This is a genomic window from Bradyrhizobium acaciae (genome assembly GCF_020889785.1).
Lineage (GTDB): Bacteria > Pseudomonadota > Alphaproteobacteria > Rhizobiales > Xanthobacteraceae > Bradyrhizobium > Bradyrhizobium acaciae.
Genome location: NZ_JACMYK010000093.1, coordinates 1 through 21,201, shown reverse-complemented (window position 1 = coordinate 21,201; position 21,201 = coordinate 1). Strand labels below are relative to the sequence as shown.

Below are 21,201 nucleotides of genomic sequence, written 5' to 3'. Positions count from 1 at the left end.
TCATGCCGCTCATCACCGTCACCTACGCGACTTCGCACGAGTCGTCGTCGCTGAAATCCGACATCGCCGCAGCGGTGTCGGACCTGACCGCAAAGATCCTGCACAAGGATCCCAAGGTCACCGCGATCATCGTGAAGTCGGCCGACGCCGCCGACTGGTTCGCGGGCGGCAAGTCGCTCGCGGAGCAGGGGCTCGCGAGCTACTGGCTGGATGTCCACGTCAGCGAAGGCACCAACACCAAGGATGAGAAGGCGGCCTATCTCGCAGCGCTGTTCAAGCGGATGGGCGAACTGCTCGGTCCGCTCCACACCGAGAGCTACGCCCATGTCGATGAAGTGAAGGGCGATGCCTACGGCTTCGGCGGCCTGACCCAGGAGCGCCGCTACATCGCCGGCAAGCTCGAGCTCGCGCCGCAAAAGGCGGCGTGAGGTCTAGCCGGTCGCTTCCGGCAGGCGCGCTGCGGTGTCGCCGAACACCTCGGCAAACGCCTGCCGGAGCGCGATGTCAACATCGGCCATCGTGACCGGCAATCCGAGATCGACCAGCGAAGTAACGCCGTAGCGCGGATCGACCACGCCGCAGGGCACGATTGCCTGGAAGTGCGAAAGATCCGGCTCGACATTGATCGCGATGCCGTGGAACGAGACCCAACGGCGCAGCCGCACGCCGATCGCGGCGATCTTGTCCTCAAAGCCTTGCCCCTTGTCCGGGCGTTTCACCCAGACCCCGACGCGGTCCTCGCGCCGCTCGCCGCGGACGTTGAAGGCGGCGAGCGTGCGGATGATCCATTCTTCCAGCGAGGCGACGTAGGCGCGGACATCGGGCCGCCGCCGCTTGAGGTCGAGCATCACATAGGCCACGCGCTGGCCCGGGCCGTGATAGGTGACCTGGCCGCCGCGGCCGCTCTGGAAGGTCGGAAAGCGCGGATCGAGCAGGTCGCCGGCCTTGCCGCTGGTGCCGGAAGTGTAGAGCGGCGGATGCTCCAGTAGCCACACCAGTTCAGGTACCGATCCGTCGGCAATCGCCGCCACCCGCGCGTCCATCGCAGCGACAGAATCGGGGTAGGGCACCGGGCGGTCCGCAATCCGCCATTCGACCGCTTCGCCCCCCGATGGGCGCGCAAAGGTCGTCAAATCAAGGCTTTGGCGGTCGTTAACCATTAGCTAACCCTAACGTGGTCAGGTGAACCCACAATTTAGTTCCCGTTCGGCGGTTCAGAAGTGCCCACGCTCGATAAAGTCAGCGTCGATCTCATGGTGGTTCTCGGTACCACCACCATGCCGATTCACCAGGTCATGCGGCTGTCCCGCGGCGCCATCATCGAACTGGATGCTACCGAGGCCGACGAGGTCAAGATCCTCGCCAACAACCTGCCGGTCGCCAGCGGCGTGGTTCTGGTCGACCGCAACCGGATTGCGGTCGAGGTCAAGCAAATGCTGCCGAAATCTCCCGGCGTTCGCAGTTAATTCGCGCATTAATCGCCTTGTCCCTGCATGCATGATTTGTTACATGGCCCCGTCGATGCGGCGGCGCCTTAGGGTTCCATCCGGCATCCTAGCGCTCGTGGCGGAATTGGTAGACGCGCTGCCTTGAGGTGGCAGTGGGTAACACCGTGGGGGTTCGAGTCCCTCCGAGCGCACCACACCTCAGCTGATCCTTGAAATCGCTGAACTTTTCGCAGCATGGCCGCTGGCCGGCTGGGCTCGCCTGCGTGACGCTCGGCCCAGATCTGGAGCAGTTGGTGGAGGTGCCGGCCGATGCGGTCCTGTAACACCCGTCGGATAGATTCGCGGATGCATGGCCTGGCTGGTTCGCCGCTGCCGGCCGGAGGGCCGCTGCATCTTCCGATCGCGCGGCCCAAGCCTGCCCCACCCGGAGCGCCTGATGATCTTTGCCAGCTACGCCTACCGTGTCCTCTCCAACTTCGTGTTTCTGGGGCTGGTCTATTTCACGCTGAACCTTCTGGAGAGATATGAGCAGCGCGCGACGGTGGCGATCCTGATTCTGGTTTATGCGGCGATGCATGCCTTCTCCGGGCTGCGCTCGTTCTATTTCTTCCAGCGCATCGAGCGCCTGGAGGGCGAGACGCGGCGGTTGGCCGCGGCGGCCGGCGAGGGGCCCAATGCGGCGGCCTCGCGCAAGCAGATCGTCGGCGATGTCACCGCGCTCAGGCATGCCGGCGAGATCAAATCCTATATCGACATTTTTTTCCTGGCGCTGGTGATCCTGCTCTGCGTCGCCAAGATCGTGGCCAGCTAGATCGCGCGCTAGTCAGGTACGCGCTTGCCGGCGGCCGAGGCTTCGGCGCGTGGCGTGCGCTTGGCGACGCGAACCGAAGCATTGCTCGCAGCCGGCGGTGCGACACGCATGGGTCCGCCGTGGATCCTGTCGCGAGCCGCAGCGGGGATCTGATGCGCGGCCTGCTTCGGATGCCTAGCTTGCTGCGCCGAGATCGCCTGCGCACGCGGCGCACCGACGGCTGGACCGGTTGCGCGCTGCGCGAGGCGGCGACTGGCGGCCGAGCGAGCCGCGAGCAGGGTCAGGTCCAGTGCTTCGGGAACGTGAAACACGTCGGCCGCCGGAATCGGCAATGTCGAGACCGGCGCGAGCTGCGTGAGCTGAGGCTGTGGCCACGGCGTGCGGACCGGCACGGCGACGCGGGCGTGCTGCGCGTGGTCGAGGATGTCGGCATCGTGCCAGTCCATGTCGGCAAAGACCGGTGCGGGCAGCGTCCGCGTCGCGGTGAAGACGAAGTTCGGAATCTTCGGCCAGCGCGTGGTCGCCACCGTCTCGGTCGGCGGGTGCATGAGCCACTGCTGCGGCTCGGTCGGCGTCGCCGGGCGGTCGGCCGTCGCGGGCACGACATGCACGATGCGATAGCCACGCTCCTTCAGCGTGTTGAGAATACGCGGCAGCGCCGCGACGGTGCGCGGCTGGATGTCGTGCAGCAGCAGGATGCCCTTGCGCTTGGCCTCGATGCGCTGGATCGCGAGATCGTAGACCCGCTGCGGCGAAACGTGGCGCCAGTCGTCGGCCGGGAAGTCGGCGCTCCAGACCTGGATGCCCTGCGACGCCAGATAAGCTTCCGGGATCTCGGCGCGCATCAGGCCGGGAATCCGGAAGAACGGTGCCAGCTTGCTCTTGTCGCCATTGAGTGCTGCGAGCGTCGAGGCGATGCCGTCGTCCACTTCCTGCCGCACCCGCTCGAGCGGCATCTTGTTCATCGTCAACGGATGGTTCTGGCTGTGCGTGCCGACGGTATGTCCGGCCGCGATCAGCTTTCGCACGCCCTCCGGATTGAACCGGGCCTGGGAGCCGATGGTGAAGAAGGTGGCCTTGACGCACTGGCTGGCAAGAATGGCCAGCACCTGGTTGCTGTATTTCGGCAGCGGCCCGTCGTCGAAGGTCAGCACCACTTCATGGTCGGCGAGCGGCAGGGTCTCCGGATACTGCATGGTGCCGATCCGCGGATGTTCCGCGGGATCGACGACGAGGGTGCGCGAGGTGCCGAGTGCGTTGGGGTTAGGGCAATCCGCGGCGAGGGCGGCGTACGGCGTCATCAAGCCGCAGCCCAGCAGCGCCGCGCCGATCACGGTCCGCGACCGCTTCCGGATCATGACCAGGACGTTTGCAATCATCAATTCTCGGCCGCATTCCAAACGCACTGACGAATCCTTAGGTGCTGCGCCATGAACGCCGCCTTAACAGTCTGTAATCCAGCTCGGGGCCCGGGTTCAATGTGTCCGGTCGGACACGGTTTTCATCGCTGCCGGGACGATGTGGACGACGTGATAATTATGCTCGCGCAGATACCTTAGAAAGGCCGGCAGCATCTGGGCTGTCCGCATTTGCGGATCATGCAGCAGGATAATTCCCTTGCGGTGGCCTTCGAGCCGCCCGGTCAGCAGCTTGAGTTCCTCCTCGGGGGTCATCTTGTTCCAATCGCTGGCCCAGAAATCGGCTCCGAACACCGAAATACCGCGCTTTTCCAGACGATCGAGCAGCGCGGGCGTCGACTCGAAATAGGGGAACCGGAAGAACGGCGTGCTCGGGACCGTGCTCGCGGTGCCGCGCAAGGCCGTCTGGACCGCTTCGATCCCCCGATTGATGTTCGCCTCGGCCAGATCCGTCGGCATTTTGTTGAGATGCGGATGGTCCCAACTGTGATAGCCGATGCTGTGGCCGAGCCGTGCAATCTTGCGGACCATATCGGGATGGTCCGCCGCGTTGCGGCCGACCATGAAGAAGGTGGCCTGCACGCATTCGGTTGCCAGCGCCGTCAGCACCTTGTCGGTGACGCCAGGTGTCGGCCCATCGTCGAAGGTCAGCACGACCTCGCCATCCCTGAGCGGCAGGGTCTGCGGAAAGCTCTTCAGTCCAACGCGCGGATAGATCGCAGGGTCGACCTCGAGCACACGTGAGGTGCCGAGCGCGTCGTTGCGCGAGCACTCGGCCGCGTGCGCCGAGCCGATCAGCCCGCAAGGTGCGAGCGCGATCAGCGCCGCGACAATCTTCAGGATCGGTCCTGGTGCGCTCGACATCTTTCTCATTGCACTGGGCCCCACCGATTAGGTAATCCGTTCCGCATCAATCAGACCAGATTTTCCCCTCCTGTCAAACCGGCGAAACACGGCATGGCCGAGAATATCGACATTGCCGAACCCGCCGGGGCAGCCCCGCAGGCCCGGATCTCGATGCGGGACGAGGAGGGCCAACTCCGCGGCGAATTCGTCGCGGAGATCACCCGGGCCATCCGCGCCGCCGACCGGCCGCTGCTGTGTGAGGTGGTCGCGGAACTGCACGAGGCGGATCTCGGCGACCTGATCGCGGCGCTGGAGCCGGACGACCGGGTCACGCTGGTCGAGATCACGGGCGCTGATTTCGATTTTTCGGCACTCAACGAGGTCGACGAAACGGTCCGCGAGGAGATCCTCGAGGAACTCGAGCCGGAGACGGTTGCAGAGGGCGTCCGCGAGCTCGAATCCGACGACGCCGTCGAGCTCCTCGAAAGCCTCGACGAGGAGGACCAGGAAGAGATCCTGGACAAGCTGCCGGCGGCCGAGCGCGAGGACATCGAGCGCAGCCTGCTGTATCCGGAGAATTCTGCCGGCCGACGGATGCAGACCGAGTTCATCGCGGTGCCGCCGGATTGGAACGTCGGGCAGGCGATCGACTACATGCGCGACACGCCCGATCTGCCGGAGCGGTTCTACGAGATCTATGTGGTCGACGCCGACAGGCACCTGCTCGGCGCGATGCCGCTCGACGTGCTGCTGCGCGCGCGCCGCCCGGTTCCGGTCAAGGACCTGGTCGACGAGGACCGCCGCCGGGTCTCCGCGCTCGAGGACCAGGAAGAGGTCGCGCGGATGTTCGGCAAGTACAATCTGGTCGCGGCTCCTGTGGTCGACACCACCGACCGGCTGGTCGGTGTGATCACCATCGACGACGTCGTCGACGTGATCGAGGAGGAGGCCGACGAGGACTTGAAGGCGCTCGGCGGCGTCACCCATCCGGAAGAGCTGTCCGATACGGTCTGGACCATCGCCCGCGGCCGCTTCAACTGGCTGCTGGTCAATCTCGCGACCGCATTCCTCGCCTCCTCGGTGCTCGGCCTGTTCGAGGGCCAGCTCGAGAAGATGGTAGCGCTCGCGGTGCTGGCGCCGATCGTGGCGAGCCAGGGCGGCAATGCCGCGACCCAGACCATGACGGTCGCGGTGCGTGCGCTCGCCACCCGCGAGCTCGGTGCGTTCAACGCGATGCGCGTGGTGCTGCGCGAGACCATGGTCGGGCTCGTCAACGGCATCGCCTTTGCCGTCATCACCGGCATCGCCGCGGTGGCCTGGTTCAAAATCCCGGGCCTCGGCATCGTGATCGGGCTTGCGATCATCTGCAATCTGGTCGCCGGCGCGCTCGGCGGCATCCTGATCCCGATGGTGCTGGAACGGGTGCGGGCCGACCCCGCGGTCGCCTCCGGCACCTTCGTCACGACGGTCACCGACGTGGTCGGCTTCTTCTCGTTTCTCGGCATCGCCACCCTGTGGTTCGGGCTCAAATAGGTCGGAGTCCGGGGGGCAGGGCTATCGCACATAGCCTGCCTCCGCAGGGGGCACTGCCAAAATATCGAAAACAACCCCATGCAAAGTAGCCGGCGGCATACCGGCATTCGACACGGCAACTTGACATGTCGGGCAAATCAGCAACATTATTCTATTATTCAGAAAACCGCGCCGCGCCTCGTAGCCATGTGCGATTGCCCTTGGGGGCGGCTTATCGTTAATCGCGCCTTAACGGGGTTGGCGGATGATGGCCCTATCTCCAAGGGGCCATCACGGGGGCCATCATGCAGCGGTTGCGGCTCAAGGCGGACGGACGTATCGTCGAATTGCGCGACGGGCAGGAAATCCCGCTTGTGCCCGCGCATCCGGCCGATGCGGCGATGCAGCCTGCGGCGGCCCAGCCGGCCGTGCGTGATTTGCGCCGCCGGGCCCGGCTCACCCAGCTTGAATTCGCCGCCAAGCTCGGCGTGCCCGTGGAAACCATCCGCAACTGGGAGCAGGGCAAGCGTGCACCGCGCGGCCCCGCCCGCGCACTGCTTGCCGTGATCGCTCATTCGCCCGAGACGGTGTTCGCCGCGCTGTCGAGCGAGCCGACGCCGGCTTGAGCAGGTAGGCGTTCGCTGCCATCATTGTCAGCCGAGAGATCGCGCTAACGCGCCACATTCAACGCCGTCGTCCCTGCGAAAGCAGGGACCCATGCTCCGCGGCGGATGTGATGAACTCGTCGTTCCAGCCTCGCTCAACAATAGACATCTGTGGTTATGGGTCCCTGCTTTCGCAGGGACGACAGTGAATGTGTTGCGCGACCTGCTAGTCGAATGTCCGCATTCTCGCGACAGGTTCTGTCCGAGCCTTGCTCTTCGCTTCACCCTCTCTTCCAGCAGAGGCGCCCGAGGTGTGGCCCTTGCGGGTGCAGCGTTAACACTTCTGGCAAAGCATCATGGGGCAGGGGGCTTGCCAGCAAGCCGGTTTAGCCGCTTTAATCGAGGCATTGCAGGACGTCATTTTTTCACGATTGGATTTCCAATGAAGGCCATCGAGCAGATTATTGCCGGTTATGTCTCGCTGAAAAATCGTCAGGCGTTGGAAGAGTTGAGGGAGCATCGCCGACGGCTGTTGGACGGCGTTCGAGCCTACAGCGTGCCCGGCTTCAGACCATCGGTCGTCGATGACACGCTTTCCGAGGAGATCGAGCTGATCGAGGGAGCATTGGCTCATTTCGACGAGAACGCCTAGCCCGCGACCGCGGCGTCAGGCCGGCTGGTCATCGTTGTTCTGTGACTGCGACAGACTTTCTTTCTGGGAGGCACGCATGATCGATCAGAGAACTGCGCCTTACGCTGCCTTTTTGCTGCGCGTGACGATTGCCGGACTGTTCATTGCCCATCTCTACGGCAAATGCGTGCTCAAGCCGATCAGCCTGTGGTGGAACGGCCTTGCCAAGCTCGGCTATCCCGAATGGGTTCTTGCCTATGCCCTAAGCGCCGAATTCGGATCGGCGGTTCTGCTGCTGCTCGGCGTCTATACGCGCTGGGTTAGCATTTACGCGATTCCCATGATGCTCGGCGCAACGCACTTCTGGATGTTGCGAAAGGGCTATTGGTTCACCGAAGCGGGCTGGGAGCTGCCGTTCGTGTGGACGATCATGCTGGCCGTCCAGGCGCTGCTGGGTGATGGCGCGTTTGCGGTGAAGGTCCCGAGGTTGCCTTGGGAGCGGCGGCTGCAACCAACGACAGCCTGATGGCTCTCGCAAAGGGGCTGGCGCGCGTGCCGGCGACAGGGTGACATCTTCAAGAGGAGGGAAATCGCCTATGCTGCGTATTGTCGCACTGACGTTGCTGGCTTCTGCCGCCACGGCTCACGCCGAGATCGTCCGCAAGGAATTGAAACGCGCCGACGTGGCCGGGACCGATATGGAAGCCATCGAGGTCTATCTCGAGGTCCCGCCGGGTGAAAGTCTTCCCCGTCATACACATCATGGCGAGGAGATCGTCTACGTCATTCAGGGGGCGACCTTGCTGCTGCCGGATGGTTCACAAAGAGAATTGCCCACCGGCATTGGCGTGATCAATCAACGTGGCGTGCCGCATGCGGGCTTCAAGATCGGCGGCGACAAGACGTTGAAGCTGATCAACGTCTTCGTGGTCGACAAGGGCAAACCTTTGACCGAGATCGTCAAGTAGACGGGCCGGGCCACAGCGCGCTCAACCACAGCAAGGCTGCTTGGCCTTCTGAGTGCAGCAGGATTGCTGCTCCTGCAGCCATCGGTCACGCGGCTTGCAGCTCGACGGACGCGCCGAGAGATAGACGCGGATCGCGGTTTCGCCGGCATCCATGCGCTCCGCGCGATAGATTTGCATCGGTCGCACGCCGTCGCTCACTTCGAAGGTCAGCTTGGCCTGCGGATCGAAGCCAACGGCTTCGTCAACCTTGCGGATGATTGCGAGAAACTTGCCGGCAGCCATATGGCCGCGGTTTTCCTCCTCGATGTCCCAGAGTTGTATGAAGGTCTCGCTCCAGCTCTCGGGGTTCGCGCCGCAATCAAGCCCTCTGAATGAACCGGTTTTGACCTCGGTCACGTGGTAGCTGGGGCGGACCTCCTGGCCGTCGTAGCTGAAGATCAGCGGCTTCTCCTTGTGCGCCTCGAGGCTTGAAAGCAGCGCCGTAGCTGAAAGCTCATCCACCGGCAGCAGGGCGCCGACGAGCGATCGGGTATTGGCAGGCGTATTCATTGCTGCTATCCTCATTTCAATGATTATTGAATTGTAGGATTATCGAAAGATGGAGGAGCGTCAAGCCCGAACCGCCTTCGCCGCGCTGTCGCAGGAAACGCGGTTGCGGATCGTGCGGTTGCTGGTGCAGGCCGGTCCCGATGGCATGGCGGCGGGGGCGATTGCCGAGTCGGTCGCAGTGTCGCCGTCCAACGTGTCCTTTCACCTGAAGGACCTCGAACATGCGGGCATGATCGTGCCGCGCCGCGAGGCGCGCTCGATCATCTATTCGGCAGACTTCAATGGCCTGCGCGATCTCATCGCGTTCCTGATGAAGGATTGCTGCGCGGGCCACCCGGAAATTTGCGCGCCGGCGCTCGCCGCGGCCCAGTGCGGGCCTTCCACGGCCAAGAAGAAGGCGCGTGCCTGATGCGCGACTTCGACCTGCCGCGGCGCCTTGCGGCCGAGGGGCTAGGGACCTTGCTTCTGGTCGCGACCGTCGTCGGCTCCGGCATCATGGGCGAGACCTTGACCAAGGACGTCGCATTGGCGCTGCTCGGCAACACGCTTCCGACCGGCGCTATTCTGATGGTGCTGATCACGATCCTTGGACCAATATCCGGCGCGCACTTCAATCCGGCGGTGACGCTGGTGTTCACGCTCAAGGGCGAACTCCGTCCGCCGCACGCCGCGCAGTACATCGCGGCGCAGGTGCTCGGAGGCATCCTGGGCGCGATGGTTGCGCATGCCATGTTCGGTCTGCCGCTATTGGAGTTCTCTGCGAAGGCAAGGACGGGATTTCCGCAGTGGTTTGCGGAATTCGTTGCCGCGTTCGGATTGATCGCAACCATTCTCGGCGGTCTTCGATTTCGTGAAGCCGCTATCCCGTGGCTGGTCGGGCTCTACATCACGGCTGCCTACTGGTTCACTGCATCGACGTCTTTCGCCAATCCGGCCGTCGCCATCGCGCGATCCTTCACCGATACGTTTTCCGGCATCCGTGCGCAGGATCTGCCGGGATTCATCGTCGCCGAAGTTTTGGGCGCCGTGGTCGCGGCGGCATTCATGACGTGGCTGCTGAGGGGCGCCGAAATGACAAAGGAGGCAGTCCGATGACGATGACGATCTATCACAATCCCGATTGCGGGACGTCGCGCAACACCTTGGCCATGATTCGCCAAAGCGGGGAGGAGCCCGAGATCGTCGAATATCTCAAGACGCCTCCCGCGCGCGACACCCTGGTCGGGCTGATCGCCGCCATGGGCATCGCGCCGCGCGCGCTGCTCCGTGAGAAGGGTACGCCTTACCGGGAGCTCGATCTTGCCAATCCAAAGTGGAGTGACGACGAGCTGATCGATTTCATGTTGGCACATCCGATCCTGATCAATCGGCCGATCGTGGTGTCGCCAAAGGGCGTGAAGTTGTGTCGGCCGTCCGAGGCCGTGCTTGATCTGCTGGCCGTGGCTGACATCGGCCAATTCGTCAAGGAAGACGGAGAGGTGGTTTCGCCGAGGTTGCCGGGTGCGCGCGCTGGATGAGCCGCCGTGCAGATAACGTCCTGATTGTCGCGCTCGGCACCACGCAAACCCTAGCTTGGGCATCGAGTTACTATCTGCCGGCCATTCTCGCGGAACCGATTGCGCGCGACCTCGGCATCTCGACGAACTGGCTGTTTGCCGCATTCTCGATGGCGCTGGTGATCTCTGGGCTGCTCGGCCCACGCGTTGGTCGCCAGATCGACCGCATGGGCGGGCGTGAAGTGCTCTGCGCGTCCAACCTTATTCTGGCGTCGGGCCTGATCCTGCTCGGGCTTTCGCAGGGCGTCGTACTGATGGCGGTGAGCTGGCTGCTGCTTGGCGTTGGCATGGGCCTCGGGCTGTATGATGCAGCTTTCGCTGCGCTCGGGCGCATCTACGGTGACACGGCCCGCCGCTCCATCACCGGCATTACCTTGATCGCGGGCTTTGCCAGCACGATCGGCTGGCCGCTCACTGCGTGGGGACTGGCAACCATCGGTTGGCGCTGGACTTGCTTCGGCTGGGCGGCCGCACACATCCTGATTTGCCTGCCGCTCAACGGCTTGCTGATTCCTGAATTGAAGCGAGAGCATCGGGTCGCAGCCGACACGCCAAAGCCGCATATTCCGATCGACCGCGCGATGGTGTTGCTTGCCTTTGCCTTCGCGGCCGCCTGGAGCGTCACGTCGGCGATGGCGGTTCACTTGCCACGAATTCTTGCGTCGTTGGGCGCTACGCAGGCGCAGGCGATCGCGGCGGGTGCGTTGATCGGTCCGGCGCAGGTGGCGGCGCGTATCGTCGAGGCGAGCCTGCTGAAGCGTTTCCATCCGCTCTGGTCGGCACGACTGGCCTGCATCACGCACCCGTTGGGCGCCTGCGTCATCGGCTTGTTCGGCGGTGGCTTTGCTGGAGTCTTCGCGCTGTTGCATGGTGCCGGAAATGGCATCCTGACGATTGCGCGCGGCACGCTGCCGCTGGCGATATTCGGTCCAAGGGATTACGGCTACCGCCTGGGATTGCTCGGCGCACCGTCGCGACTGTCGCAAGCGATCGCGCCGCTGGCATTCGGGTTCCTGATTTCACCGCTCGGCGGCTATACGCTTGCGGTCACATCGGCTTTGAGTTTGGCTGCACTCGTGGCGCTGTTCGCACTCAAGGCCGAGAAGACCTCTTCGCGATAGTATCGCCAACCTTCATCGCCCGCACCGTATCGACGAACGCCTTGATCATCGGGGAATGGCCGCGGCCGCTGTGATGGGCGATGCTGTACTGGGTCTTGATGGTGCGGTCGCTGATCTCGAGCGCGCGCAGATTGGGATGCGGCACGAATTCGAAGTCGGCGACGACGCTGATGCCGAGCCCGCGCTCGACCGCCTTCCAGACGCCTTCGCGGCTCTCGATCTCGAACACCGGCTCGATCCTGATGCCCTCGGCCTGCATCGTCGCCTCGAAGGCGCGCCGGGTGGTCGAGCCGCGCTCGCGCAGCACGATCGGCTGGTCGGCGAGCTCGCGCAGCCTGACCGATTTTCGCTTGAACCAGGGATGATCCCGGTTGACGAACACGATCACGCGGTGGGTGCGGTAGGGGATCATGGTGACCCGCGGATCTTCCGGCACTTCCGCCAGGATCGCAACGTCGGCCTCGAAGTCGACGATGTGGCGGAAGGTGCGTTCGGAATTGCCGAGCAGGGTCGAGATCTGCACCTCGGGGTGATCGCGCTTGAAGGCCGCGATGATCTCGGTGGCATGAAACGGTCCGACGGTCGCCACCCGCAGATGGCCCTTGGTGGCCTTGCCATGCGCGGCCAATAGTTCATGCGCCTCGTCGCAGAACGTCATGATGCCGCGGGTGATCTCGAACAGCGCGGCGCCGGCTTCGGTGAGCTCGGTGTGCCGCGGCTTCCGGATCAGCAGTTCGACGCCGTAGCTCTCCTCCAGCTCCTTGACCTGGATGGTCAACGTCGGCTGGCCGACATTGAGCACGCGGGAGGCCGCGGTGAAGCCGCCATGGGCGGCGACCGCATGGAACGCGCGCAGCTGGCTGAACACTATTGACATAATCAATAGAACGCATCCGTAGAATGAATTTGTCAATAGCAGCCGACGACGTACCTTCGCGCCAAACGGAGGACGCGCGGATGGCCTGGACTTATTCCAACCCGGTGTGGATCGAATTCGGAGCCGACAGCTTCGACAAATTGCCGGCGCTGATCGGCAAGCGCGCCTATGCGCTCGTGACTTACGGCGAGCCGTTTTTCGATGAACTCAAGCGGCGGCTGCGTGCCGCGGCGGGGCCGTCCGTCCTGACCATCCGCGACGTCGCGCCCAATCCGGACTACCGGCTGCTCACCGAGCAGACCGCGCGCTTTGCCGGGCTCGCGAAGCAGCCCGAGGTGATCATCGCGCTCGGCGGCGGCTCGGTGATCGATTCCGCAAAAGTGTTCGCGGCGGCCGCGGGCGACTTCGCGACCGTGAAAACTTACCTGGAGACGCAGCAGGGCGCCGAACGCCTCTCGGCGATCCCGATCATCGCGGTGCCGACCACCGCGGGCACCGGCAGCGAGGTGACGTGCTGGGGCACGGTCTGGGATGAGGCCAACGGCAAGAAATACTCGCTGGCGCGCCCGTCGCTCTATCCGACCCATGCGGTGATCGATCCGCGCCTGATGCTCGGCAAGCCGCAGCTGCTGACCATCAGCACCGGGCTCGACGCGCTGTCGCATGCGCTGGAGAGCATCTGGAACGTCAACAACAACCCGGTGTCGGCCAACCACGCGGTGGCTGCGGCGCGCGGTGTCCTCGACGTGCTGCCGAAGCTTGCCAATGATCTCGGCAATCTCGAGCTCCGCAGCCGCATGGCGCAGGCGGCACTGTTCGCGGGGCTGGCGTTCTCCAACACCAAGACGGCGATCGCCCATTCGCTGTCCTACCCGATCACGCTGCGGCACGGCGTGCAGCACGGCATTGCCTGCTCGTTCTCGCTGCCGATGGTGCTGCGCAGCGTCAAAGGCGCGGGCGGTCTTTGCGAGGACAGCCTGAAGCAGATCTTCGGCGCCGACCTGGCGCGGGCGGCCGACGATCTCGAGGACTTCATGGCGCGGCTCGGCATCTCCTGCAATCCGGCCGCCTACAGGATCGAGCGCGCGGAATGGCACGCGCTGATCGCGGACTCGCTCGAGGGTGAGCGCGGCCGCAACTTCTTGGGCTCGAAGGAACGGCTGATCGAGGCATCGCAGACGGTGCGGATGCCTAGCGCGGTGAGCGCTTGACGGCGGCCAGGTGACAAGGAGAGACATCATGCAGGACAATCGCAAAACCATCACCGTCAATGGGCGCCGCTACGACGCGCCGACCCGGCCGACGGTCGTGATCTGCCTCGACGGTTCGGAGCCCGGCTACATCGAGAAGGCGATCGAGGCCGGTGTGGCGCCGACCTTCGCGCGCTTCATGAAGGAGGGCGCGCATGTCCATGCCGCGAGCGTGATCCCGAGCTTCACCAACCCGAACAACCTCTCGATCATCACCGGACGGCCGCCCGCGGTGCATGGCATCGCCGGCAACTATTTCTACGACACGGCGAGCAACGCCGAAGTCATGATGAACGATCCGAATTTCCTGCGCGCGCCGACCATCCTGGCCGGCGTCCATGACGCCGGCTACAAGGTCGCGGCGGTCACCGCCAAGGACAAGCTGCGCACCTTGCTGGCCTACGGCCTCGACTATGCGAGCGGCCGCGCCATTGCCTTCTCGTCGGAGAAGGCCGATCAGGCCACCAAGGCCAATAACGGCATCGACGACGTGCTCGATTTCGTCGGCCTGCCGCTGCCCGAGGTCTATTCGGCCGATCTGTCGCGCTTCGTGTTCGCGGCCGGCGTCAAATTGGTCGAGCACTACCGTCCCGACCTGATGTATCTGTCGACCACCGACTACATCCAGCACAAGGTCGGGCTCGGCACGACAATCGCCAACGACTTCTACGCGATGATCGACGGCTATCTCGCCAGGCTCGATGCGCTCGGCTGCAACATCGTGGCGACCGCCGACCACGGCATGAACGACAAGTTCTTGCCCGACGGCAAGCCCGACGTGATCTACCTCCAGGACGTGATGGACGACTGGACGGGGAAGGGCGCCGCACGCGTGATCCTGCCGATCACCGATCCCTATGTCGCCCACCACGGCTCGCTCGGGTCGTTCGCGACGATCTACACGCCCGAAGGCGCCGATGTCGAAACGCTGCTGATGCGGCTGCGCGACACCAAGGGTATCGAGGTCGCGCTGAAGCGTAACGATGCCTGCGCCCGGTTCGAGCTGCCGCCGGACCGGATCGGCGATATCGTGGTGATCTCGACCAAACACAAGGTGCTCGGCACCAGCGGGTCTCGCCACGATTTGTCCGGGCTGACCGAGCCGCTGCGCTCGCATGGCGGGCTGACCGAGCAGCGGGTGCCGCTGATCGCCAACCGCAAGATCGCGCTGCCGGCCGGTCACGCCCTGCGCAATTTCGACGCCTTCGACGTCGCGCTCAACCGCATCCAGTGACGCCTTCGACTGAGGATACCACCATGAACATCCAGAGCGCAGCCGTCCGCCATGAGCAGATGCGCATCGCCGGCAGCCTCGTCGACACCGACGAGCATGTCGAGGTCTTCAATCCCTACACCAACAAGGTGGTGGGCACGGTTCCCGCGGCGCGACCGGAGCATGTGCGCAGCGCCTTTGCCAAGGCGGCCGCGTTCAAGCCGAAGCTGACGCGCTACGAGCGCCAGCGTATCCTGCTGCGCACCGCAGAGATTTTGGCGGGCCGCAAGGAGGAGTTTGCGCGGCTGATCACCGCCGAGTCCGGGCTGTGCTGGAAGGACTCGCTCTACGAGGCCGGCCGCGCCTACGACGTCTACTCCTTTGCCGGCCAGCTCGCGATCCAGGACGACGGCGAGACCTTCTCCTGCGACATCAGCCCGCAGGGCAAGGCGCGCAAGATCTTCACGACGCGGACGCCGCTGCTCGGCGCGATCTCGGCAATCACGCCGTTCAACCATCCGCTCAACATGGTGAGCCACAAGATCGCCCCCGCGATCGCCACCAGCAACCGCGTGGTGCTGAAGCCGACCGAGCTGACCCCGCTGACCGCGCTCGCGCTCGCCGACGTGCTCTACGAGGCCGGGCTGCCGCCCGAAATGCTGTCGGTGGTGACGGGTAATCCGCATTCGATGGGGGATGCGATGATCACCGATCCGGACGCCGATCTCGTGACCTTCACCGGCTCGGTCAGGGTCGGCAAGCACATCGCCACCAAGGCCGGCTACAAGCGCCTGGTGCTCGAGCTCGGCGGCAACGACCCCCTGATCGTGATGGAGGATGCCGATCTGGAGAAGGCGGCGGAGCTTGCGGTCGCCGGCGCGACCAAGAATTCCGGCCAGCGCTGCACGGCCGTCAAGCGCATCCTCTGTGTCGAGGCGGTTGCCGACGATTTCGCGGCACTTGTGCTGAAGAAGGCGCGCACGCTCAAGTGTGGCGATCCGATGGACCCGACGGTGGATGTCGGCACCGTGATCCATGAGGGGGCGGCGAAGGAATTCGAGCGCCGCGTCAACGCCGCCGTGGTTGACGGTGCCGAGCTGCTTCACGGCAACAACCGCGAGGGCGCGCTGTATCCGCCGACGGTGGTCGACCGGATTCCCTATACCAGCGAGCTGGTGATGCAGGAGACGTTCGGACCGGTGATTCCGATCATTCGGGTGCCCAACGACATCGAGAGCGTGATCCGGATTTCGAACTCGACCGCGTTCGGCCTGTCGTCCGGTGTCTGCACCAACCGGCTCGACTACATCACGCGGTTCGTCAACGAGCTCGATGTCGGCACCGTCAACGTGTGGGAAGTGCCGGGCTACCGGATCGAGATGTCGCCATTCGGCGGGATCAAGGATTCCGGCCTTGGCTACAAGGAAGGCGTGCAGGAGGCGATCAAGAGTTTCACCAACGTCAAGACCTATTCGCTGCCCTGGCCGGTGTAGCGAAGCGCGTCATCCGAACGAGGGCCGCACCCGAGAACAAGAACAACGCGGCGGCTGACTGCGATCAACCAAACAAAGGGGAGGCCTCAATGTCGATCACGTTCAGTCCGTCGAGCGTCGGCTCGGTCGGAGTCCAGAATCCGGAGCTTGCAACATCGTTCCGCCGCGCACAGTGGCGGATGCTGTTCGCGGCGATGTTCTGCTATCTGTTCTTCTACACCGGGCGGCAGACCTTCGGCTTCGCCATTCCCGGCATCCAGGCCGAGTTCGGCGTCACCAAGGAGGCGTTGGGCTGGGCCAGCGCGGCGCTGTTGTGGTGCTACGCGGTCGGGCAGGCCATCAACGGCAATCTCGGCGACAAGTTCGGCGGTCGCCGCGTGATGAGCGCGGGCGCGATCCTCTCCTTCATCATGAATTGGGCGACCAGCCTTTCGACCGGGATCGTCAGCCTCACCGCGTTCTGGGGCATCAACGGCTATTTCCAGTCGATGGGATGGGCGCCGGGCAGCCGGCTGCTGTCGAACTGGTGGGGCCGGCACGAGCGCGGCACGGTCTACGGGCTCTACACATTCGCGGCAGGGCTCGCCTCGGTGCTGTCGTTCGTCACCTCGCTGGTGGTGGTCGGCTATTTCCAGCTCGACTGGCGCTGGATCTTCCGCATCCCGGTGGTGCTGCTGCTGCTCGGCGGCATCGCGTTCTATCTGGTCGCGCGCGAGAAACCCGAGGACATGGGCTTTGCCTCGCCGCATGACGAGGCCGATGAGGTCGCCGCAACCGAAGCCTCGGTCGACGCCAACGAGGGCTCGCTCGCGCGCTACAAGGCGGTGCTGTCGAACTGGCGCCTGCTGGTCGCCGGCGTCTCGATCGGATTCCAGAACGCGGCGCGCTACGGCCTTCTGGTGTGGGTGCCCGTGCACTTCCTCGGCAGCAACTGGGCCAAGGCCGGTGCGACCTCGGCGATCGATCCGCGCTGGATCAGCATCGCGCTGCCGGTCGGCATGGCGGTCGGCGCATTCAGCAATGGCTGGGTCTCGGACAAGGTGTTCGGCTCGCGCCGCTACCTCGCCATCGTGCTCTACATGGTGCTCGCCGCGGTCACCGCGCTGTGTATGTATGCGATCCCGACCTCAGAGATTTATCTCGGGATGTCGGTGCTGTTCCTGTGCGGCTTCTTCACCTACGGCCCGCAATCCTCGTTCTGGGCGCTGTGCCCGGATCTGGTCGGCCACAAGCGGGCAGGGACCGCGACCGGCGTGATGAACTCCTTTGCCTATCTGTTCGCAGGTCTCGGCGAGCCCATCATCGGCCATGTCATGGACAAACATAACCAGACGTCGCTGGTGTTCCTCGTCGTCGCGGTTTGCGCGACGTCCAGCGCGGTGGTGGCAGCCTTCATCCGCCGCTGACAAGCGATTCCGCACCTGCAGCTTCACGACAGGTCCGCGCTCCCAACGGGAGCGCGGACCAACTCACTTTGGAATAAGCGAACCGCCGCTGCTGCGATCGATAGAGCGGCATCGCGGGCCCCATTCCCTGAAATTGCCAGGCCCGAGCGGGTGACCTGACGCCCAATCCCTCATCACGGGCTGACCAAAAACAATGCAGCTGTTATTGAATATCGAGTGATATCAATATGATGATATAAATTGCATGCAACATGCAAAATGTGCTTGTCGCGCCAGCCGCGTTGAAGCAGACTTCTCGCGGGGCAGCAGAGGCCAGGGACCTTCGAGGACGAGGGTCGCGCCAGGGGCAAAAACAATCTGCCGGCAGAGGAGCGAACAATGAGCGATCAGGTGTCCACCATCGCAATGGCAGATACGGCGAAGCCGAGCGGCGTGCGCTGGAAGATCTTCCTGCTGATGCTGTTCCTGATCTCGATCAACTATATCGATCGCGCCTCGCTCTCGGTCGCAATGCCTGTCATCGCCAAGGAGTTCGATATCGATCCGGCGATGCAGGGCCTGATCCTGAGCTCGTTCTTCTGGACCTACGCGCTGATGCAGGTGCCGGGCGGCATGCTCGCCGACCGCTTCAAGCCGCGCATCGTGATCGCAACAGCGACGCTGTTCTGGGGCTTCTTCCAGGCGCTGGCGGCGTTGTCGACGAGCTGGATGTTGCTGCTGTTGACCCGGCTCGGGCTCGGCGCGTCCGAAGCGCCGATCTATCCGGCCGGCGGCAAGCTCAACGCGATCTGGATGACGCAGACCGAGCGCGGCCGCGGCGCCACGCTGCTCGATGGCGGTGCGCCGCTCGGCGCGGCACTCGGCTCGATCGTGATTGCGTGGCTGATGGCGGCGTTCAGCTCCTGGCGCGTGGCCTTCGTCATCGCCGGCGTCGGAACAATGCTGTGCGGCCTGTGGGCCTGGTACTATATCCGCAACGTGCCGCGCGAACATCCGTCGGTCAATGAAGCCGAGGCGCGCTATCTCGAGGAGGCGCATGCGATCGAGGACGCGGCGACGCCGCCGTCCTCCGGCGCAAGCTGGGTGGCGTATTTCCGCTTCCGCTCGGTCTGGTGCATGTGCCTCGGCTGGATGTTCTTCAACACCACGTTCTACGGGCTGCTGACCTGGATGCCGACCTATCTGTTCAAGGTGCACGGCTTCGACATCAAGGCGCTCGGCGGCGCATCCTTCATCATTTTCTTCTCGGGCTTCGTCGGCGAACTGGTCGGCGGCTGGATCGGGGACGGCTGGCGGGCGCGGGGCGGGACGCCCAACACCGTGTTCCGCACGCTGTTCGGTATCGCTGCGATCATGGCGACCGTCTCGATCTTCCTCGTCGCCTACGTCACCAATGCGGTCGCGGTCGTGGTGCTGCTGTCGACGACGCTGTTCTTCCTGCGCTGGTGCGGCATGTACTGGGCGATCCCGTCGGCGCTGGCGGGCCGCGGCAAGTCCGGCTTCCTCGGCGGCTGCATGAATCTCGGCGGCAACATCGCCGGCGTCACGACGCCCTTGATCGTCGGCTTCATCGTGCAGGCCACCGGCTCGTACTTCCTGGCACTGATGTATTTCGCCGCCGCGGGCATAGCGCTGTTGATCTGCTCGACCCTGATCGATTACAGCCGGAAGCTCCCGGTCTAAACGGAGGCGGCCGAATCCGAAATGGGGTCGGCCGGTTGATGAGGCCCGCGAATGACACGTTCCGTCCGGCTCGGCATGCTGACGCCGTCGTCGAATACCGCACTCGAGCCGATCACCTGCGCGATGCTGGCAGGGATCGGCGACGTCTCGGCGCATTTCTCGCGCTTCAAGGTGACGGAGATCGCGCTGTCGGAGGCGGCGCTGCGCCAGTTCGACGCCAGCGAGATCCTGCGTGCGGCGGAGTTGCTGGCACATGCCAAGGTCGATGTCATCGCCTGGAACGGCACTTCAGCCAGCTGGCTCGGCTTCGATCGCGACGAGAGCCTGTGCGAGCAGATTACGGCCGCGACCGGGATCAAGGCCTGCACCACGGTGCTGGCCTATCGCGACCTGCTGCGGCGGATCGGTGCCAAACGCATCGGCCTGGTGACGCCCTACCGCAAGGATGTCCAGGACAAGATCATCGCCAACTGGAGTTCGGAGGGGCTGCATTGCTTCGCCGAACGGCATTTGTCGTTGCAGGACAATTTTTCCTTTGCCGAGGTCAGCGAGGCTGAGGTCGAACGGCTGATCGAGGAGGTGGTCCGCGAGGGCTGCGATGCCGCCGTCGTGCTCTGCACCAACATGCGCGGCGCGGGCGCCGCCGAGCGGCTGGAGCGCGGATTTGGCGTGCCGGTGCTGGATTCGATCGCGGTAACGCTGTGGGCGTGCCTCACAGCTGTGGGCTGCGATCCGGCGCGCGTGCATGGTTGGGGCAGCCTGTTTACGAATCCCGATCTGCGCGCGGCGACCGCGATCTCCGAACATGAAATGAAGGCCAACGGTGACTGAAGCCAAGACCAAAGCCAAGCCGACCCGTCGAAGCAAGGAACCCAAGCGCGCGATGACGGCGCTGCAACGGCGTCGGCTGCGCGTGCCGCGGGTCGGACTGCACGAGCAGGCGGCGGCGCGGCTGCGCACCATGATCGTACGCGGCGAGCTGGCGCCCGGACAATCGCTCGGGGAGGCGGATCTGTCGGATGCGCTCGGCATTTCGCGGACCCCGCTGCGCGAGGCGCTGAAGCAGTTGGCGAGCGAAGGCCTGGTCGAGCTCAGGCTCAACCACAGCGCTGTGGTCGCGCCGTTCCGCCGCGCCGAGCTGAACGAGTTGTTCGAGGCCGTCAGCGGCATCGAGCGCTGCGCCGCCGAGCTCGCCGCCTTGCGCATGGAGGACGCCGATTTCGAACGGCTCGAGGCGTTGCAGGACAAGATCGAATGGCATCACGGCCGCGGCGAGCTGCGCGATTATTTCCAGACCAACCAGCTGATCCATTCGGCGATCGTCGGTTTCGCGCGTAACGCGGTGCTGAAGGCGACGCACGAGGCGCTGCTGGCGCGGGCCGAGCGCGCGCGCTTCTTCGCGCTGTCGGTGCTCGGGCGCTGGGATGAATCGGTGCGCGAGCACCAGGAGATTGTCGTCGCGCTGCGGGCGCGCGATGCGGCGCGGGCCGGGCAGGTGCTGGCCCACCACGTGCGCCGCACCGGCGAGATCGTGGCCGAGACGCTGGATGGCAAGGGAGATGAGGCTGGAGAGCCCGACGCAGCTGCGAAGCCGCGCGGCCGCAGGGCGAGGAACGTTGCGTCATGAAGATCCTGCTGCTCAATCCCAACACGACGGTTGGTGTGACCGATCTGCTCCATGCCGCCGGCAGCAAGGCTGCATCGGCCGGCACTGAGCTCGTGCCAGTCACGGCGGCGCGCGGCGTACCCTATATCGCGACCCGCGCCGAGGCGCAGATCGGCGGCGCGATCGCGCTCGAGATGCTCGCCGAGGC

Annotated in this window: 24 protein-coding genes, 1 tRNA gene and 1 pseudogene; 21 read left to right on the top strand and 5 right to left on the bottom strand. The window is 64.5% G+C overall.

Annotated elements, in window-relative coordinates; genetic code table 11:
• Nucleotides 1–2 precede the first annotated feature (2 nt).
• On the top strand, nt 3–428 hold the full coding sequence (locus H8A92_RS27850; protein ID WP_229198713.1) for a tautomerase family protein: 426 nt from the start codon (nt 3–5) through the stop codon (nt 426–428).
• 3 nt (nt 429–431) lie between these two features.
• On the opposite strand, the gene lipB is transcribed toward H8A92_RS27850, so the two are convergent.
• On the bottom strand, nt 432–1,160 hold the full coding sequence (lipB, locus tag H8A92_RS27845) for a lipoyl(octanoyl) transferase LipB (protein WP_229198712.1): 729 nt from the start codon (nt 1,158–1,160) through the stop codon (nt 432–434).
• A gap of 60 nt (nt 1,161–1,220) precedes the next feature.
• Here lipB and H8A92_RS27840 point away from each other — a divergent pair, with 60 nt between their 5' ends.
• From H8A92_RS27840 to H8A92_RS27830, 3 genes are all read left to right on the top strand, one after another.
• Nucleotides 1,221–1,466 carry a FliM/FliN family flagellar motor switch protein gene (locus H8A92_RS27840; RefSeq protein WP_021080574.1) on the top strand — a complete coding sequence of 82 codons (246 nt, stop codon included), beginning with the start codon at nt 1,221–1,223 and terminating at the stop codon, nt 1,464–1,466.
• A 91-nt stretch (nt 1,467–1,557) separates the two neighbouring features.
• Nucleotides 1,558–1,642, top strand: a tRNA-Leu gene (locus H8A92_RS27835).
• A 242-nt stretch (nt 1,643–1,884) separates the two neighbouring features.
• Entirely contained in the window at nt 1,885–2,259 is a 375-nt protein-coding gene (locus tag H8A92_RS27830) for a hypothetical protein (protein WP_229198711.1), read from the top strand.
• A gap of 8 nt (nt 2,260–2,267) precedes the next feature.
• Here H8A92_RS27830 and H8A92_RS27825 read toward each other — a convergent pair whose 3' ends face one another.
• Both H8A92_RS27825 and H8A92_RS27820 read right to left on the bottom strand, forming a co-directional pair.
• A complete protein-coding gene (locus H8A92_RS27825; protein WP_229198710.1) occupies nt 2,268–3,638 on the bottom strand; it encodes a polysaccharide deacetylase family protein in 1,371 nt (456 codons plus the stop codon).
• 96 nt (nt 3,639–3,734) lie between these two features.
• On the bottom strand, nt 3,735–4,550 hold the full coding sequence (locus H8A92_RS27820; RefSeq protein ID WP_229198709.1) for a polysaccharide deacetylase family protein: 816 nt from the start codon (nt 4,548–4,550) through the stop codon (nt 3,735–3,737).
• A gap of 84 nt (nt 4,551–4,634) precedes the next feature.
• Here H8A92_RS27820 and mgtE point away from each other — a divergent pair, with 84 nt between their 5' ends.
• The 5 genes from mgtE (at nt 4,635) to H8A92_RS27795 (ending at nt 8,239) form a co-directional block, all read left to right on the top strand.
• Complete coding sequence (mgtE, locus tag H8A92_RS27815) at nt 4,635–6,056, top strand: magnesium transporter (protein WP_229198708.1); 1,422 nt, start codon at nt 4,635–4,637, stop codon at nt 6,054–6,056.
• A gap of 284 nt (nt 6,057–6,340) precedes the next feature.
• Complete coding sequence (locus H8A92_RS27810) at nt 6,341–6,661, top strand: helix-turn-helix domain-containing protein (protein WP_229198707.1); 321 nt, start codon at nt 6,341–6,343, stop codon at nt 6,659–6,661.
• 421 nt (nt 6,662–7,082) lie between these two features.
• Nucleotides 7,083–7,292 (top strand): hypothetical protein, encoded by a 210-nt coding sequence (locus H8A92_RS27805; RefSeq protein ID WP_229198706.1) that lies wholly within the window; start codon nt 7,083–7,085, stop codon nt 7,290–7,292.
• A 76-nt stretch (nt 7,293–7,368) separates the two neighbouring features.
• Nucleotides 7,369–7,797 (top strand): DoxX family protein, encoded by a 429-nt coding sequence (locus tag H8A92_RS27800; protein ID WP_229198705.1) that lies wholly within the window; start codon nt 7,369–7,371, stop codon nt 7,795–7,797.
• Between the two features lie 70 nt (nt 7,798–7,867).
• Nucleotides 7,868–8,239 carry a cupin domain-containing protein gene (locus H8A92_RS27795; RefSeq protein WP_229198704.1) on the top strand — a complete coding sequence of 124 codons (372 nt, stop codon included), beginning with the start codon at nt 7,868–7,870 and terminating at the stop codon, nt 8,237–8,239.
• A 21-nt stretch (nt 8,240–8,260) separates the two neighbouring features.
• Here H8A92_RS27795 and H8A92_RS27790 read toward each other — a convergent pair whose 3' ends face one another.
• Nucleotides 8,261–8,788, bottom strand: coding sequence for a DUF6428 family protein (locus H8A92_RS27790; protein ID WP_229198703.1), 528 nt, complete (start codon nt 8,786–8,788; stop codon nt 8,261–8,263).
• Nucleotides 8,789–8,837: 49 nt separating this feature from the next.
• Between H8A92_RS27790 and H8A92_RS27785 the strand changes: the two genes are divergently transcribed.
• From H8A92_RS27785 to H8A92_RS27770, 4 genes are read left to right on the top strand one after another with little or no spacing between them, the layout of a single operon-like run.
• Entirely contained in the window at nt 8,838–9,197 is a 360-nt protein-coding gene (locus H8A92_RS27785) for an ArsR/SmtB family transcription factor (protein ID WP_163162292.1), read from the top strand.
• Nucleotides 9,197–9,883 (top strand): aquaporin, encoded by a 687-nt coding sequence (locus tag H8A92_RS27780; RefSeq protein WP_229198702.1) that lies wholly within the window; start codon nt 9,197–9,199, stop codon nt 9,881–9,883. Before H8A92_RS27785 ends, H8A92_RS27780 begins: the two co-directional genes overlap by 1 nt.
• Nucleotides 9,880–10,305: an arsenate reductase (glutaredoxin) gene (gene arsC, locus H8A92_RS27775; protein ID WP_229198701.1), complete on the top strand. Its 426-nt coding sequence runs from the start codon at nt 9,880–9,882 to the stop codon at nt 10,303–10,305. Before H8A92_RS27780 ends, arsC begins: the two co-directional genes overlap by 4 nt.
• The gene (locus H8A92_RS27770) at nt 10,302–11,465 is read left to right on the top strand and encodes an MFS transporter (RefSeq protein ID WP_229198700.1); all 1,164 of its coding nucleotides are present in this window, start codon (nt 10,302–10,304) and stop codon (nt 11,463–11,465) included. The genes arsC and H8A92_RS27770 overlap by 4 nt, the downstream gene beginning before the upstream one ends.
• On the opposite strand, the gene H8A92_RS27765 is transcribed toward H8A92_RS27770, so the two are convergent.
• Nucleotides 11,437–12,342, bottom strand: a complete 906-nt coding sequence (locus tag H8A92_RS27765) for a LysR substrate-binding domain-containing protein (protein WP_229198724.1) — start codon at nt 12,340–12,342, stop codon at nt 11,437–11,439. The genes H8A92_RS27770 and H8A92_RS27765 overlap by 29 nt on opposite strands.
• A gap of 80 nt (nt 12,343–12,422) precedes the next feature.
• On the opposite strand from H8A92_RS27765, the gene psrA reads away from it, so the two are divergent.
• The 8 genes and pseudogenes from psrA to H8A92_RS27725 form a co-directional block, all read left to right on the top strand.
• A complete protein-coding gene (gene psrA, locus H8A92_RS27760; RefSeq protein WP_229198699.1) occupies nt 12,423–13,553 on the top strand; it encodes an iron-containing alcohol dehydrogenase PsrA in 1,131 nt (376 codons plus the stop codon).
• Nucleotides 13,554–13,578: 25 nt separating this feature from the next.
• On the top strand, nt 13,579–14,826 hold the full coding sequence (gene phnA, locus H8A92_RS27755) for a phosphonoacetate hydrolase (RefSeq protein WP_229198723.1): 1,248 nt from the start codon (nt 13,579–13,581) through the stop codon (nt 14,824–14,826).
• 23 nt (nt 14,827–14,849) lie between these two features.
• On the top strand, nt 14,850–16,298 hold the full coding sequence (phnY, locus tag H8A92_RS27750; protein ID WP_229198698.1) for a phosphonoacetaldehyde dehydrogenase: 1,449 nt from the start codon (nt 14,850–14,852) through the stop codon (nt 16,296–16,298).
• An 89-nt stretch (nt 16,299–16,387) separates the two neighbouring features.
• Entirely contained in the window at nt 16,388–17,704 is a 1,317-nt protein-coding gene (locus H8A92_RS27745) for an MFS transporter (RefSeq protein WP_229198697.1), read from the top strand.
• Nucleotides 17,705–18,082: 378 nt separating this feature from the next.
• Nucleotides 18,083–19,387 (top strand): MFS transporter, encoded by a 1,305-nt coding sequence (locus H8A92_RS27740; protein WP_229198696.1) that lies wholly within the window; start codon nt 18,083–18,085, stop codon nt 19,385–19,387.
• Between the two features lie 51 nt (nt 19,388–19,438).
• A complete protein-coding gene (locus tag H8A92_RS27735; RefSeq protein WP_229198695.1) occupies nt 19,439–20,218 on the top strand; it encodes a maleate cis-trans isomerase family protein in 780 nt (259 codons plus the stop codon).
• A complete protein-coding gene (locus H8A92_RS27730) occupies nt 20,211–21,014 on the top strand; it encodes a GntR family transcriptional regulator (protein ID WP_229198694.1) in 804 nt (267 codons plus the stop codon). Before H8A92_RS27735 ends, H8A92_RS27730 begins: the two co-directional genes overlap by 8 nt.
• Nucleotides 21,011–21,201: pseudogene (locus H8A92_RS27725) on the top strand (aspartate/glutamate racemase family protein); the annotation flags it as partial. The gene H8A92_RS27730 and the pseudogene H8A92_RS27725, both read left to right, overlap by 4 nt.